This window comes from Methylobacterium sp. GC_Met_3, assembly GCF_026540775.1.
GTDB lineage: Bacteria > Pseudomonadota > Alphaproteobacteria > Rhizobiales > Beijerinckiaceae > Methylobacterium.
In genome coordinates this window covers 52,528-67,739 of the sequence record NZ_JALNUL010000014.1, presented here as the reverse complement: position 1 = coordinate 67,739, position 15,212 = coordinate 52,528, and the positions used below count along the sequence as shown (strand labels likewise).

Below are 15,212 nucleotides of genomic sequence, written 5' to 3'. Positions count from 1 at the left end.
CGCGCCGCTCGGCGCGCGCGAAGGCAGTCCTGGCGAGCCGGTCAGGCTCACGTCTTGCTCGGGGGCAGCTCGATCGTGTCGGGCGTGACCTTCACGCCCGGCCGCACCCGCGAGGTGCCGTTGACCACGACCAGCTCGTCGCCTTTCAACCCCGACTGGATCACCCGGTAGCCGTCGACCTTCGGCCCAAGCACCACGTCCCTTTGCTGGATCGCGTTGTCGGGCCCGAGGAGGTAGACGATCCGCTTGTCTTGGTTGGCGGCCACCGCCTCGTCGGGGATCATGACCCCCTCGAACGACTTCGTCGCCGGCATCGAGACGATGCCGAACAGGCCGGGCTTGATGAACAGGTCGGCGTTCGGGACGGTCGCCCGCAGCAGAATCGTGCCGGTGGCGTTGTCGACGCGGTTGTCGACGAAGTCGAGCGTACCCTTGCGGGTCGGCTTGGGCTCACCCGACAGCGCGATCAGGATCGGCACGCCCTTGCCCTGCTGGGTCTGGCCCATGCCGATGCCGAGGCTGCTCTGGTACTTCAGGAACGCCTTCTCATCGACCGTATAGCTGAAATAGATCGGGTCGAGCGACACGATCGTCGTCAGCATGGTCTGGTCGGCACTGACGATGTTGCCCTCGGTGACCAGACGCCGGCTGATCCGGCCGTTGATCGGCGCCTTCACCTCGCTGAAGTCGTAGTTCAGCTGGGCGTTGTTGAGGGCCGCCTGGGCGCTGTCGACGTCAGCCTGGGCGGTCTGCGAAGCCTGCCGGCGCTGGTCCGTGACCTGCTCCGAGATGTTGCCGCTGCGCGACAGGGTCTGCGCACGCTCCAGATCCGTCTGCGAGAAGGACTGGCGCGCCTTGGCGGAGGCCAAAGCCGCCTGGGCCTGCTCCAACGCCGCCTTGTAGGGGCGCCGGTCGATGACGAACAGAACGTCACCCTTCTTCACGGTCTGGCCGTCGACGAAGTTGATCTTCTCGAGGTAGCCGGTGACCCGGGCACGAACCTCGACGTAATCAATCGCCTCGAAGCGGCCGGTATACTGGTCCTGCTCGATAATCTGGCGCACCACGGGCTTCGCCACGGTAACCTTCGGCGGAGGGCCTCCCGGCGCCTGGGCGTAGGCTGGCGCCGAGAGCGGCCCCGCGGCGAGGCCGACGGCCAATCCGGAGAGCACGGTGAGAAGGCTGGGAAGCCGGCTGCGCATCGGGTCCTGCTGTCCATAGGCCGACCATCGGTCGCGCCGAGCTTGACGATAGTTCCGCCGCAAGCGCGCCGTAACCCGCAAGCAACGCTGTTGCTTGTGCGCCCGCGCACATGACGGCCCCGGGGGCCGGATTGATGCGGCGGGCTACTCGATGGTTTCGCCCGCGCCGTACCAATCCTTGAAGCCGCCCTTGTAGTGGCGAGTGATCTCGAGGCCCGCCTGCTGCGCCGCCATCAGCGCATGAACCGACCGGACGCCCGAGGCGCAGGAGAAGACGGGCTGCCGCCCATCCTCGGCCACCAGGGCGGCCACGGCCTGCGGATCGAAGCTGGAAAGCGGATGCGAAACCGCCCCGGGGATATGTCCGGCGCTGTATTCGTGCGGCTCTCGCACATCGATGACTAGCATCGAGCCGTCGTCAAGCCCGCGCTTGACCGCATCGCGATCGAGGTCGACCACCTGCATCGGCAGGATCTCCGTTCTGCCTGAGATTCGTCAGTCTGTCGGACTGATGCTTTTCCATATTCGTCAGGTCCGACCCGCGCAACTTGGCGCCCTGGGCTTGTCGAAGCGCGATCGACCTCAGAGTGCCGCGAGGGTCGGCCCCACAGCGTCGAAATGGGCGGCCCAGCTCGGCGGCCTGTATCCGTCGAGGCGGCCGGCGAGGTCGGACCGCAGCGGTGAGGCCGGTGTTGCCAGCGACTCGATCGCCTGGATCCAGCCCGGACCGTCGAGCGGATCGCGGAACAGCGCGAAGCCTTCGGCGATCTCCCGGTGGACCGGGATGTCGGAGGCGACCACCGGCAATCCGGAGGCGGCTGCCTCTACGAGCGGAATCCCGTAGCCCTCCGTGAAGGACGGCATCAAAAGCGCGGTGCAGCTGCGCATCAGCGCGGCGAGGCCGTGCGTGGACAGGCCGGTCGCCTCGATCGCGTGGGCGCGCACACCCGGGCACCGCTCCAGCATATCGATGGCACTCTCCGCCTCCCAGCCCCGGCGCCCGACCACGATCAGCCGGGGCGTATCCGCCCCATGCCGTTCGGCCAGATGCCGCCAGATCTGGAAGAGAAGCAGATGATTCTTGCGCGACTCGATGGTGCCGCAGACCAGGAAGGTCGGCCGGTCAGGGTGGAAGCGCGGGCCCTCGCGCCCGAAGGCTGGCTCGACGCCGAGATGGCCCACCGCCACGGGCGGCCGGCCGAACCCCTCGGCGGCGAGGTGATCCAGGGTGCGGTGTCCGGTATCGGCGGAGTTCACCAGAATGGCCGCGGCGTGCCGCCCGATCGTGCGCAGCCGCGCCCTGTGGCGTTCGACCTCGCCGGCGCGGCCGTATTCGGGGTGGGTGATCGGAATCAGGTCGTGAACGAAGAAGGCGCTGCGCACGTCCCGGCGGGTGTAAAGCCAGTCGAAGCGCCGGGGATTGTCCAGCCGCAGGTGCGAGGTGTGGAGATAGAGCGCGTCCCGCGGGAGCGCATCGACCGTTCGGCCGCGCAGCGCGATCTCGGCCGCCGTCCGGGCCTGGATCCGGCGGCGCGCCCCGGTGTCGGCCCGCGGAGCCTCGTTCACGGGCGCAATGGCGGACGCGCCGCAGCGCAGCGCCAACTGCCGATAGACCGGATCGTCAGGCGCCTCGCAATCCTCGACCCATCCGGCCGCCACGGCTTCAACGATCGCGCGCGCGCGATGCCGATCCAGGATCCGCGGCCCAGCCGCCGTCGAGACGACACCGACGCTGTCGCGACCCAGGTAGGCGCGGGCATAGGCCAGATCGACGCGATCAATTCCGGACGGGCTCGCATGGCGCAGGCGGGTGACCAGGCGCGTGAGATCGAAGGCAATCGGTCGGTCAATCATGAACCGTCAGTGCTGTCGGGGACGCGCGCACCCCGTAACGGCCGCGAGCCGGGAGCGCCAGCGCTTCCGGCCCCGGGCCGGACCGCGCGAAAGACTTGCACAGGCGCCGCGCGACGGCTAAGAGCGCCAAGCCCATGGGGCGTCGGAGTGTAGCGCAGCCCGGTAGCGCACCTGTCTGGGGGACAGGGGGTCGTCGGTTCGAGTCCGGCCACTCCGACCATTTCTCGCTGCGGGTTCGAAGGCAGCTCGTCACTCCGCTGACAACCTGTCTCGATCACCGCGGAACCGGGCTTCGCTCGGCGGATCGGATGCATCAGCCGAGCGCCACGTCTCGACCAGTCAATTTTAGAATCCTGCGCTCGAGCGGCCTCTACGGGTAAAAATCCGTGAGTCCGAGCCATCGCGGCGGCGCTGTACGGCGGCGCGGCGCGCGCCTGGACGTCAGCGTGGACGCTGGCGGACCGCGTCGGCGGCCGGCTACTCGTTAGCGAGAGTGGCAGTGTCCGCGCCGATTGCGGCAGCGGTCAGTGTGACTGCACCGGCCGCCTGCCGCAGTTCATATCGCGCGATGTCATCCGCAAGTTTGACGAGGCAAACGAGCAGGAGCCCGAGCAACAGGCAGCGGCGGAGGGTGAACGCGGGGATCAGCATGATGGGCGCCTCGAGGAGACGCCAGCACCGTATCTGAGCGGATGCGCGAGGGCTGCCACGGCGAAAGCACAACCGCCGGCAATGAGAACGGCCAAGCTGTGGCAAACGTTCGTCACGCTTAAGGCTGCGTGAGCGCAACCGAGCGAATACGACCCAATCGGGGCACTACGGCCCGGTATGAGCCCCCGCGGCGAACCGCGCGATGTCTTCCGCAGTCGTGGCCTGCACGCTGAACGGAAAACTCAACGACCGCACGATCTGGCCGTGGCCGAGACCCGGATAGATGTGCGTCTGCGGAGGCTCCTCGCTTGCTTGCAGCCGATCCGCGAGCGCGATGGTCCCGGTGGGTCGCACGTCCTGGTCCTCCGCGCCGCTCAGCAGCAGAAGCGCCGGGTGCCGGCCGGCGGCGGCGTGGTTGATCGGCTGCATCGCGGGGTCGGCCCCGGTGAAGACCTGCTTGTCCAGGGGATCGGTCAGTGCCGAGGTCGCGTAGGGTCCAGCCAGTCCGACGATCCCAGCGAGGTCTTCGGGACTGGACCCGGCCCGCTCCAGCCACGTCGCGTCAAGACCCAGCATGGCCGCCGCCCACGCGCCGGAGGAATGGCCCGCCACCACGACACGGTGCGGATCGCCGCCGAATTCGGAGGCGTGGCCGATCGCCCACGCGACCGCGGCGGCGTTGTCGGCCAAGATGTCCGACAGGCTCGCGGTCGGGAAATGGCGGTATTCCGGGATGACCACGACGAAGCCGCGCCGCGCGAAAGCCGCGCCGACATAGGCGACGTCCTCCTTCGAGCCGCTGCGCCATCCGCCGCCGTAGAGGAAGACCAGCACCGGGCTCGGCCCCGAGCCGTTCGGCCGGTAGATGTCCGCCTGATGCTCATTGCCGGGCGCATAGGCGCGGTCCGTGTCGACGTGGACCTCGACCGGAGCGAGCAGATTCAGGACCACCAGGGTTGCGCCGACGAGCTTGTCGAAGAGCGTGGCGAGCATCGGTCGATCCGTTGCGAGGGTGGTCACGACCAGCGCGGGACCGCGGGGGCAGCAAGTATCCGGGCTCGCATCCGTCGGCGGCCTGCGCCTTCCGCCCCGGACACCGTCAGTGATCCCGCTTCCCGATCCGTGTCATGTAGGACGGCGGTGCGGATAAATCTGTCCGTAGGGAGAGCCTACGTGATTTCCAGCACGCCGAGCCGGTCGGTCACCTGGACCGTCATGCGCCGCTCGGCGGAGAGCATGCTCACGCCGACCGATCCGTCATCCGCGAAGCGGTGCAGGCGCACGCTCCGAGGTTGCTGCGCGAGGAGGAGATCCACCGCTCTCGGCGGCGCATCGGGGCGGGCGGCGAGGCTGCGCCGGTCCCAGCCGTCGATGCCTTGCCAGAGTGGCACGAGCAGGGCCCCGTCCCGCCGGACGAATCGCGCCGAGACCAGATCTGACGTCGTGCCGGCTTGGGTGATTGCGAGGTCGCCCAGAAAGCGCGCGCCCGCAGTGCCGCCGCCGCTGAACAATCGGATAAGGTTGCGCACGGCCGTAAAGGCAGGCGTCGGCTGGCCGTCATAGGCCAGGAGGCCGAAGCGACTCTCGGGATCGCCATCGCCGTGGTCGAAGCTGGCGATCAGTTCGTACAGATAGGTCCGCCGCACGCCCTGCAGGTAGCTCCACAGGAGCAGGCGGGGGAGATAGCGCGCCCGCATGCCCTCGGATACCGGTAGGTGGGCGCTGCTGGTTGCGAGCGCCGTGTGATAGCCGTTCTCGGTGGCGATCACCGGCGCCGATCCGAACACCGGCCGGGCCGCCGCAACGAAGCGGGCGAGGCTGCCGCCGCCGCCGGTCTCCGGGTGCTCGGCGCCCGGATAGGCGTGGATGTTGCCGAGATCGACCAGCGTGGCGAGGTTCTGGGCCGCTGCGACGTTGCTCTGGATGTAGCTCGGTCCGGCGACCTGGACGGCGGGGTCGCGCGCGTCCGCCCGGACCGCCCGGAACAACGCCGCCTGATGGTCGGCCGACAGACGCGGAAGGTCGCGCTGCCCGGCGATCGGCGGCTCGTTGCCGCCCTCCGCGATGATGAGTCCGCCGCCGGCCCAGCGGGCGATGGCGGCGAATTTTTCCGGGGGCACGCGGGGCCCTGGCGTCAGACCGTCGTAGAAGACGAGGCTGAAGCGGTAGCCGCGGCCGGCGAGGGCGGCGATGCGCGCGAACTGACCGGCTGGCTCGCCGCCGGTGAGGACGATATCGTCGCGCAGGTGCCGAACGCCGAGGGTGTCGAGGGCGGCAGCGCAGGCCTCGAAGCGCTGGACGTAAGGTGTGCCACCATGGCCGAGATGGACGTTCACGCCGATCGAATCGATCAGATCTTCGCAACGATGCGGCGGCGCGGCGGCCTCTGCACGGTTGGCCACGAGGGCAACCGCGGCGAGCGCCAGGGCGGACCGGCGGGTGAGGGCGCTCATGCGCGGCCGGTCACGGTCTGGAGCCATCCGGAAACGGTCGGCGCCGGCCGGTTCGCCGTCGTCGCGGGACTGCGCCGGGCCGCGCGCAGGAGGTCGCGCAGAACCTGTTCGAGGGCGGCCTGGGCCTCCGCGGAGCCGAGGTTGTGGTCCGCCTCAGGCACGATCGACACCGGCGCCCCGAGGCGCCGCGCGACCCGGTCGGGGTTGCGGCCGATGTGACGGTGCAAGGCGGCCAAGCCAGGATCGCCCGCGCTGTAGAGCAGGCGGATCTCGGCACCGCGGCGCCGGATCGCGGCAAGGCGGCGCGCGACCGATCCGCCGGGGACCCGCGGACCGAACGCCCGGCGGATCCGCCGCAGCGCCGCGTCGACACCGCGGCGGGCCAGGACGCCGCCGATCGCCCGGACCCGGATCTGACCGCGGATCAGCCGGCGCCAGGTATCGCCCTGCTTCAGGAGCGTCGCGTAGGTCGAGGCGCTGCCGTAGGTCTGGCGAATGACGCTGTCGATGCTCTGCTCCGGATCCCAGTCGAAGCAGTAGGGATTGATCAGGAGCGCCCCGTCGATCCGCGGATCCCGGTACAGCGCGTGGAAGGCCGAAAGGGCGCCGCTGCACCCGCCGGCGAGCACGATCGGGCCACGTCCGGCAACCTGATCGACCGCCCGCAGGACATCCGCGAATCCATCCGGCGCAAAGAGGGGTCGGTTTCCGTCCGGCCGTTCGACACTGTCGCCGATGCCGGCGACGTCGAACCGGAACGAGGCGATGCCCTCGCCGGCGAGCCTTCGGGCGAGCCGGGTGGTCTGTCGTCCCCAGCCGGACCGCACGGTCATGCCGGTGGACACGAACAGGATAGTCGGCGCACCGGGGTCCGGCCGGTCCGGCGCGCAGGCGATGCCGAACAGGCCCTGCGCGAACCGAACCGGCTCCTCGGTCCAGCCCGGGCCGGCGAGACATGCCGAAGGCGGGGCTGTCGCGCCTACCGCCGCCGACGCAGCCCCCTCGGTTGCGAATGCGGTGATGCGGGCGAAATCCGCCTCCGGAACCTTCGCGAAGATTGGATCGCCCACGAGATGCGCAAGGCCCGCGAAGGGTCCCGTCTCCACGGCGAAGCCGATGGCGCCGAAGCGCGCAGCCAGCGCCCCCGGATCGGTACCGAGAATCAGAACGTGGGGCGCGGGCGGCGACGCGATCCGGGTGAGGTTCAGCCCGGAAAGCGCGGCCTGAAACGGCGCCTCCATGCGGAAGCCGCCGACGGTCAGGTTGTCCGGCTTCGCGGGTGGTACCGATCCATCGGGCAGCCGGCCGATCGTCTGCGCCCGGAGCCGCATCTCGCGCAGGTAGGCGCGACCCGTCGTGACCGGCGCCAGGAGGACGAGGCGGTCCGCGGGCTCAGCCTCAGCGGCGAGCGCCGCGAAGGTTGCGCCCAGGCGGAGGCCGACAAGCACGATTTCGGTGACACCGGCCGTCTCGCGCAGGTACCGGACGGCGTGGCGGATGGCGGCCACGCAGGCGTCCACACCGGTCGCGTCGGGATCCGCGGAATCGCCCTCGCCCGGATAGTCGAAACGCAGGGTCGGGCAGCACGCCTCGGCCAGTTGCTCGGCCAGCACCCGCCAGGGGCGATGGGCTGCCATCTGCTCGAATCCATACGCGCCGCAGAGGACCACGCCGCGCCGACCGGCCGCCGGATGGAACCAGCCGAACAGACCTTCGAAGGTCACCGGCGCCGGATCGTATCGAACCGGGGCGGGGACCGACAAGGGCTGGGCTCTAGACGTCATGGCCGAACTCCACGCTCTCGGTGCCGTTGATGGCCCGCACGGTTCCGCGGGGAAGCTGGGCACAATCCGGAAAGGCGATGATCCGCGACGTCCCGGGCGCCAGATGGAAACCGCTGTCGGTCGGTCGTGCGCCGGGGGCGCGGACTTGCACGCCGAAGGCGAGCCGCTCGGTGGCGACCCGCAGGGCCGGTCCCGCCTCCGTCATCACCGGCTCGGCGGTGAGGCCGATGGCGTCCTGCGTGATCGGGCGTGGCCCCGGAAAGTGAAACGCTTCGGCGATGGTGCACCCGTCCGCATCGGTCAGGCGCGCATGGGCGACATCGTGGACCCGGGGGCCGAACCGATAGCTGTCGGTGGCGTCGAAGAAGCGGCCCAGCAACTCGGCCGAACTGAGCGTCAGCGTCTCGCGGGCGCCGGCAGTCACAACCCGCTCGGCGCGGGCCGCAACGCGGCCGTTACGATCGGCAAACGTCAGCGTCACCGTCAGGCTGCGGGGCTGCGCGGTCTCGTTGAGGACGTGGAGGTGCAGGCCGTCCAGCCCTTCGTCGGTGATGACGATCTGCACGGGGCGGAAGGCGCGCTTCAGGGCGTACCACGCGGATTTGGGACGCCGCGTCCAGTCGATCACGCCCCAGCCGGCACCAGGCTGGAGGTCGCGCAGCATCAGGACGAGACCGCCGGTAGTCGGCGAATGCGGGCGACGCCACTCGGCGAAGGTCGCCTCCATCACCTCGGCCACGGCCACCCGGCCGAGATCGAGGTAGCGCTCCGGATTGTCGGTGCGCAGGGCGGCGGGATCGACGCCGAACAAGTGGCCGACATAATGGTCGCGCACGGTCTCGAAGTCCCAGTCCGCACCCCGATCTCGGGGAATACCGGCGGCCCAGCCCGGATCCGACGGACCCGCAGGCCCCGGCGTGCCGGGCTCCGGCGGGTTGGAGAAGGCGAGGCATTCGCTAGCGAAGCCGACCTCGGACCGGCGGGCATCGTCGAGCGGCCGGCAATAGGCGCCGACACCGAAATAATGGGTGCAGCCGCCGCGCGGCGCGAAGGGGAGGGCCCCACCGGAGGGCGAGTTCGGTACGACCACGATGTCGGGGCGCTGGGCTGCAGCGAGCGCGGGGAGTGTCGTCTCGCAGAAGGCGTCGGCCCAGATCGCGCGCGGCGCGCCCAGCATGGCGGCCTGCTGCCAGACCTCGCTGCCACCGCACAGCACGCAGAGCGACGGTGCCGTCTGGGTCCTGTCGAGGAACGCGGTGACCTCCCGGTGCAGCGCGGCGGAGAAGCCCGGATCGTCATGCGAATAATCGAAATTGGCGAGCATCAGGTCCTGCCAGACCAGGATCCCGAGTTCGTCGCAGAGGTCGAAGAAATCGGTCGCCGGATAGAGCGTCGTGCCCGGCACGCGCAGCATGTTCATGCCAGCCTCGCGGGCCAGCGTAAGCAGCGTCCGGGTGCCGTCCGGGCCGAGCCCGATGAGATCCGGCGGCATCCAGAGGGCACCCCGGCAGAAGACCGGCGGCCCGTTGACCGCGAGCGAAAGCCCCTCCGCGAAGGGCCGTGTCAGCGCCAGCGACCGGAAGCCCACCCGGCCGAGATCGACGGTCTTTCCATCGATGCGGGCGGAGACTGCGTGAAGGTTCGGCGTGCCGTGCGTGTGCGGCCACCAGGGCGCGATCCCCGGCAGCACAAGCTCGCCGGCGAACAGGCCGGTCTCCCTCTCGGTCAGCGTCGTCTCACGCCCGTCGCACCGGAGCGTGACCGCCTCGGCCCGCCCGTCGATGGTCAGCAGCACCGTCAGGCAGCCAGTCTCGCCGTCGAGGGTAGCCCGGAGATCGGCCGAAACGGCGCCGGGGCGCAGCGCCTCGATGGTGATCGGCCGATAGGGCCCGACATGGTCGATCTCCGGGGCCCAACCCGGCATGAAGCCGAGCGCGCTGGTGCGCACATGGCGCAGCGATCCCGGCGTGATCATCCGCGGCCGCCAGCGCCCGCGCTTGGCCGGACGGTCGAGTTCCGCGCGTAGCGACCGGAAACAGAGCGCGAGGTCGGATCGGGCGGCGAGATCGACCTCGACCGCGTAAGGCTCGTACATCGAGCGGGTGGTGAGGACCGGCACGCCGTCGAGCCAGATCTCGGCGAGCGTCGCCAAGCCCTCGAACCGCAGGCGGTACCGGCCAGGGCCGAAGACTTCCGTGCGGTACCAGACGTCCTGGTCATGGATCGGCGTCGGCGCCGTCTCAGACCAGCGCCCGGCCGCGCGCAGGGCAGCGGCTGCGGTCCCCGGAACCGAGGCCGGGATCCAGTCGGTCACGCCATCGAGATCACCGGGCCCGGCGCAGGCGCCGGGCGGGGTCACGGCGAGTCGCCAGGAGCCGGGCAGCGCCTCGGGCGCCCGACCATCGACGTTGCGGATGAGGGCCATCGCCTGCCCCTAGCGGCCGAGCGCGTCGTCCAGGGACGCAAAGACCCGCGCGTAAGTCGCCGCCGCCTTGTCGAGGCGCTGGGCCAACCCATCCGCCTTGCGGCGGTGGAAGGCGCGGGCAAGCTGGAACTGGAACGCCTTCGCCTCCCGGCTCAGCTCGGTGGCGGCCTCGGCGGCGGGCGCGAAGCCACCGGAGCCGTTGGCGTCGAGCCAGGTGAGGTGGCTCGCCAGCATCTCGAAATTGGCGCCGAGCTGACGGGTCGTGTTGAACGCGTAGGCGTGGAACACGCCGAGCGGCTGAACCACCAGCCCCTCGGCCGTGGCAGCCAGCGCGTCGCGAAACGCAAGAACCGGGTTCCGCTGCGGGGCTCGTGCCCGGTGCTTGGCAAGCAGCTCACGCGCGACATCCGGAAGTTCGGATGTCGGCAGGGGCGGGGCGACCGTCTTCACAAACTCCGCGTAGGGCGGCAGCGTAGCGGGGCCGAAGATGCCGGCGTAATCCGCGCCCGAGAGGCGGAAGCGGCCGGCATTGTGCAGGTAGTCGAGTTCCCCGGCCGCCGGGTCGAGCGCCAGGATGCCGATCGTCGTCTTGCCGTGGTCGCGCCCGTAGGTGGTGCCGTGCGTGTCGGGCAGGTAGATCGCGTCGACCTCGACCAGCACCGGCCGGGCCGCCGCCATCTGCATCAGCGCGTGCGCTTCGAGGCCCGCATAGACCGCGAGTTCCAGCACTTCCAGGCCGTAGAGCCGCTCGATATCCGCGGGCGGCGGCTTGAAGAAGGTGAACTGGTCGCCCTCGAAATCCTGCCGGAGCGTGAAGCCCAACATCGCCTCCGGGACGAGGCCGCGGCCATGCAGCAGCTCGATCCAGAGATCGACGTAGCAATTCGTCTCCGGCCAATCCCGCTCCCCGTCGTGAAGCGGGTGCGGGCAATAAAGGGCCGCGATTCCGAGCCCCGACGGCAGGCGCAAAGCGGCGGTCACGGCTCAGCCCCAGAGCGACGTGCGCACGGCCTCGGGCCATGCGGCGAGGTCGAGCCCGTGGTGCCGCAGCAGCGCCAGGGTGATCCGCTCTAGGCCGAAGCCGACGCAGGCCGTGTGGGCGACGCTGCCATCCGCCTGCTGCAGTTCCCAGGTGCTGCCGAAATGGTCCTGGTGGTAGTTGAAGCTCAGGCAGGCGGTCGGCTTCTCGACGCTGTTGACCGGCACGTTCAACTCGAACTTGAGCCCCTGCGACCGTTGATTGTTGGCGAGCATCCGGCCGGCGCGCCCGAAGAACGGATCGTTGGCGACGTCGATCTCCAGCGGCAGACCGAGGTCCCGCATCATGGCGGTGCCGCGCTCCAGCCAGGATTCGCGGAAGGCCAGCACCTGCTCGGGGCTGCCCATGCGCACGTATTCGCGCATCCGGAACAGCTGCATCCGGGTCGGTTCCAGCGAGGGCTCGCGCCGGAAGCAGTAGGATTGCAGGTCGAACAGGCGCCCCTCGGCGGGCAGCGCCCCGCGGGCAGCGGCCACCGGGTAGAGCGGGTAGCAGGCGGCGGGCGTCAGGACGACGTCGGTGGCCTCCTGCTGGCTGGTCCAGTCGCGGCCCTCCTCGACACAGGCCAGGATCTCGGCATGGCCCGCGCCGTCACCGCAGAAGCTGTGAATCGTGCCGGCGAGGTTCGGGAAGCCCTTGAGATAGCCGCTCCGCTCGAAGGCCGGCCGGCTCATGCCGGGCGGGAAGCGCATCACCTCGGCGCCGTCCGCAGCGCCGAGGCGCGAGATCAGCCGGTCGAGCGCCTCGACGACGCTCTCGAAGGCGCCGCTGCGGCCGTAGAGGCCGTCGACGCCGGTGCGGATCAGCAGGCCGTGATCGAACAGGCGGTCGAGGAAGGTCGGGCCGCCCTCCGGCTCGTCGTCGAGGATGAGGTCGCCCTGGGGAGAAGAGATCGAGTCCATCACGCGCTCATGAGCTGGCCGCTGCCCTTCTGCACGAGCAGAAGCTTGGCGGTGTTGGCGAGGATGCGGTCGTTGCCGATCATCAGCGGCGCCGAGAGGACGTCGCGCAGCGGTCGGCCGAGGCTGTAAGGCGTGTCGTTCTTGTAGCCAGAGAGCCCGACGATCGAGAGGGCCCGGCGCACGATGTCGACCGCCATGTCGGAGACGGTGACTTTCAGGTTGTTGAGCATCACGCTGAAGCCCAGCGACCCGATCGTATCGGCGTCGCCGTGCGCATCCTCGAACCGGCGCAGGGCCGCTACGACGGTGCCGCGCATGGTCTGGTGCGCATTGACCACCTCGGCGAGCCGCAGGGCCGTGGGCGGCACCTTGCCGGGAGAGCGGCGCGCCTCGGCCTGAACGAACACCCGGGCACGATCGACCGCGTAGGTGGTGATACCGTACCAGACGCTGCTCCAGAGCAAGTGCGACGCGGCCAGCATCGAAACGGCGGCGATCTCGGCGAAGGGTTTGGGCAGGATCTGCTCGACCGGCACGTCGCGAGCTTCCAGGCGGAAGCCATCGCTGCAGGTGCCGCGCATGCCCAGCGTGTCCCACTGGCTGGTGCGGGCGAGCGTGATCTGATCGGCCATCAGCGCGACCAGAATCTGGTCGGAGGTCAGGGCCTCCGGGTGGCGCCGGGCGGTGGCGAGGATCAGGTCGGCCTGCGCCCCGTAGGAGATCACCGAGGCGTCCTTGCCGAGCGAGAAGGTCTCGCCGGTGGTCTCGACCGCGCACAGGGAGTTGCGCAGGTCTCCGCCGATACCCGCCTCGGTGGTCGAGGAGGCGACCAGCAATTGCTCGCGGGCGATCCGCTCCATCAACCGGCAATGCCACGCGCTGTCGAGCGCGTGGGTCACGAGGCTCGACACCTTGATGTGGTGCATCGCGAAGACCATCGCGGCCGCGCTACAGGCATGGCCGAGCGTGCTGCAGACCTCCGCGATCTGCACAAGCCCGGCGCCTTCACCGCCGAACTGCCCCGGAATCTGGAGGCCCAGAAGGCGCTCGGCCTTCAGGGCGGCGACCGCCTCGGCGGGAAAGCGGCCCTCGCGGTCGACGTCATCGGCGTGGCGAGCCGCCACCGCCGCCGCCCGCTCTGCACGCGTGGCGAGCGTGCTCATGCGGCTTCCTGCTTGACCAGGGTGGAGACGGCTTCGCTGATCGCGCGGATCGACGAGAAGGATTTGCGGTTCAGCAGCTCGTCAGGAAACTCGACGTTGAAGCGCTCCTCAAGCGCCAGCATCAGCTGAACCGAACCGAACGAGTCGAGGCCCATGTCGAACAGGCTGTCGTCGTCCGAGAGCTGATCGACCTTCCCGGCGAAGGCTTCGTTCGAGCCCAGGATTTCGCGAATATCTTGAGCGATGGTCAAGGCGGAACTCCTTAATGAAGTGAAGGACATACTATTGATCCGCCCCATGAGGCGTCAAATATTCTACTGATTAATAGTAAATTTCCACCGGCCGTGTGGTTGGCAGAAGCGTGGCCTTAAGAAGAGGTTCCCGGTGGAACCGCTCAAGTCATACTGACCGCACCAGCCTTTCCAACCAATTTCCAAGCCGAATCCACCAGTGTCTCAGCATGGACATGTGGAAAAGACTGATTTGGGGTACGTATTCCGGCTTGCGAAGGCGGCTTGTTCAGCAAGAATCCGAACACTCCGTGACTCGGCGGCTCCGGATCCGGCATGGTGGCTCGTCGTTGCGCCCGCACGGGCAGACGATGTTCCGCGAGCAGCCAGCGAGCCATGCTCTACAATTTACAGATCCTGCGCGCCCTCGCGGCCTACCTCGTCTTCATGACCCATTTCGGCCTGTACGCCGGCCCAGTCCTGCCGAGGCCGGACCTGCTGGCGTTCGGTGCCGCCGGCGTCGACGTGTTTTTCGTCCTGTCCGGTTTCATCATGTTCGTGAGCACCAGCGAGGGTGAGGCGAGCGTCGGCACGTTCCTGACGCGGCGGATTGCGCGGGTCGTCCCGGTCTACTGGCTAGTCACCCTGGCTCTCGCCCTGATGGCGCTGGTTGGCCTCAGACCGATCGGCATCATGGACTTGCAGCCGGAATACCTGATCCAGTCGATGCTCTTCTTGCCGTTCTCCCGGGGTGGCTACATCGAGCCGTTGAACTCCGTCGGCTGGACGCTCAACTACGAGATGTTCTTTTACATGGTGTTCGCCGGGCTGCTGCTGGTCCCGACCCGCGGATGGCGCGCCCTGGCGGCCGTCGGGCTGTTCCTGAGCCTGACGCTCCTTGGGCTCCTGCCGGTGCCCGGCCTGTACTGGGCCTATTACACGAAGCCGATCGTGCTCGAATTCGCCGCCGGCATCGGCCTCGGCTACGCGTATCTGCGCCTCGGCAGCCTGCCCCCGGGCTTCCCGGTCCGGCGCGTGGCAGGCGCTGCCTTCGGGGCGGCTGGGCTGCTCGTACTCGGAGGGCAGGCCGTGGCCTACAATCTCGGGGTGTCGCCGGAGATGACGGGGTTCCTCCGGCCCCTGATTTGGGGATCGGCTGCCAGCCTCGTCGTCGGCGCGATGCTGCTGCTGGAGCAGGGCGGCATCACCCTGCGCTCACGCTGGCTGCTCTCGCAGGGTAACGCCAGTTACTCATTCTATCTCATCCATAACCTGATGCTCCACACGGCCTCGAAAGTCGTCGCGCTCCTTGCCGTCGGCGGATTCTTGCGCGCCGGACTGATTTTCGTGCTCGCCTTCGCGGCCTCGGCCGCCCTCGGGTCGGTCCTGTTCCGCCACGTCGAGGCCCCGATGAACACCGCCCTCCGGCGTCGCTTCGACCGGCGACCGGTGCCGGCGCCTCTGCAGAGCGCTCTGACGCGCTGACAGCACCGCCGCCCCGTCGCGCCG

At 69.3% G+C, this 15,212-nt stretch carries 13 protein-coding genes and 1 tRNA gene; 2 read left to right on the top strand and 12 right to left on the bottom strand.

The window, feature by feature from the left end:
* Window positions 1-47 precede the first annotated feature (47 nt).
* The 3 genes from OXS27_RS17630 to OXS27_RS17620 form a co-directional block, all read right to left on the bottom strand.
* Window positions 48-1,202 carry an efflux RND transporter periplasmic adaptor subunit gene (locus tag OXS27_RS17630; RefSeq protein ID WP_243920789.1) on the bottom strand — a complete coding sequence of 385 codons (1,155 nt, stop codon included), beginning with the start codon at window positions 1,200-1,202 and terminating at the stop codon, window positions 48-50.
* A gap of 144 nt (window positions 1,203-1,346) precedes the next feature.
* A complete protein-coding gene (locus tag OXS27_RS17625) occupies window positions 1,347-1,667 on the bottom strand; it encodes a rhodanese-like domain-containing protein (RefSeq protein ID WP_243920787.1) in 321 nt (106 codons plus the stop codon).
* A 117-nt stretch (window positions 1,668-1,784) separates the two neighbouring features.
* Complete coding sequence (locus tag OXS27_RS17620) at window positions 1,785-3,056, bottom strand: glycosyltransferase family 1 protein (RefSeq protein WP_243920784.1); 1,272 nt, start codon at window positions 3,054-3,056, stop codon at window positions 1,785-1,787.
* A gap of 143 nt (window positions 3,057-3,199) precedes the next feature.
* Here OXS27_RS17620 and OXS27_RS17615 point away from each other — a divergent pair.
* Window positions 3,200-3,276 (top strand) — tRNA-Pro (locus OXS27_RS17615).
* 257 nt (window positions 3,277-3,533) lie between these two features.
* Here the strand turns inward: OXS27_RS17615 and OXS27_RS17610 are convergent.
* The 9 genes from OXS27_RS17610 to OXS27_RS17570 all read right to left on the bottom strand — a co-directional run bounded on the left by OXS27_RS17610 (window position 3,534) and on the right by OXS27_RS17570 (window position 13,724).
* A complete protein-coding gene (locus OXS27_RS17610) occupies window positions 3,534-3,707 on the bottom strand; it encodes a hypothetical protein (protein WP_243920737.1) in 174 nt (57 codons plus the stop codon).
* A 165-nt stretch (window positions 3,708-3,872) separates the two neighbouring features.
* Window positions 3,873-4,700 (bottom strand): alpha/beta hydrolase, encoded by an 828-nt coding sequence (locus OXS27_RS17605; protein WP_243920734.1) that lies wholly within the window; start codon window positions 4,698-4,700, stop codon window positions 3,873-3,875.
* Window positions 4,701-4,876: 176 nt separating this feature from the next.
* Window positions 4,877-6,160 carry a hypothetical protein gene (locus tag OXS27_RS17600; RefSeq protein ID WP_267357909.1) on the bottom strand — a complete coding sequence of 428 codons (1,284 nt, stop codon included), beginning with the start codon at window positions 6,158-6,160 and terminating at the stop codon, window positions 4,877-4,879.
* A complete protein-coding gene (locus tag OXS27_RS17595) occupies window positions 6,157-7,944 on the bottom strand; it encodes an alpha/beta fold hydrolase (RefSeq protein WP_267357907.1) in 1,788 nt (595 codons plus the stop codon). Before OXS27_RS17595 ends, OXS27_RS17600 begins: the two co-directional genes overlap by 4 nt.
* Window positions 7,934-10,369, bottom strand: a complete 2,436-nt coding sequence (locus OXS27_RS17590) for a glycoside hydrolase family 2 protein (RefSeq protein WP_267357905.1) — start codon at window positions 10,367-10,369, stop codon at window positions 7,934-7,936. The genes OXS27_RS17595 and OXS27_RS17590 overlap by 11 nt, the downstream gene beginning before the upstream one ends.
* A 9-nt stretch (window positions 10,370-10,378) precedes the next feature.
* Window positions 10,379-11,350: a DUF1839 family protein gene (locus tag OXS27_RS17585; protein ID WP_267357903.1), complete on the bottom strand. Its 972-nt coding sequence runs from the start codon at window positions 11,348-11,350 to the stop codon at window positions 10,379-10,381.
* Window positions 11,351-11,353: 3 nt separating this feature from the next.
* Window positions 11,354-12,310: an amino acid--[acyl-carrier-protein] ligase gene (locus OXS27_RS17580; protein ID WP_267357901.1), complete on the bottom strand. Its 957-nt coding sequence runs from the start codon at window positions 12,308-12,310 to the stop codon at window positions 11,354-11,356.
* Window positions 12,310-13,473, bottom strand: coding sequence for an acyl-CoA dehydrogenase family protein (locus OXS27_RS17575; protein ID WP_267357899.1), 1,164 nt, complete (start codon window positions 13,471-13,473; stop codon window positions 12,310-12,312). The genes OXS27_RS17580 and OXS27_RS17575 overlap by 1 nt, the downstream gene beginning before the upstream one ends.
* The gene (locus OXS27_RS17570; protein ID WP_243920722.1) at window positions 13,470-13,724 is read right to left on the bottom strand and encodes an acyl carrier protein; all 255 of its coding nucleotides are present in this window, start codon (window positions 13,722-13,724) and stop codon (window positions 13,470-13,472) included. Before OXS27_RS17570 ends, OXS27_RS17575 begins: the two co-directional genes overlap by 4 nt.
* A 375-nt stretch (window positions 13,725-14,099) precedes the next feature.
* On the opposite strand from OXS27_RS17570, the gene OXS27_RS17565 reads away from it, so the two are divergent.
* Complete coding sequence (locus OXS27_RS17565; protein WP_267357897.1) at window positions 14,100-15,188, top strand: acyltransferase; 1,089 nt, start codon at window positions 14,100-14,102, stop codon at window positions 15,186-15,188.
* Window positions 15,189-15,212 lie beyond the last annotated feature (24 nt).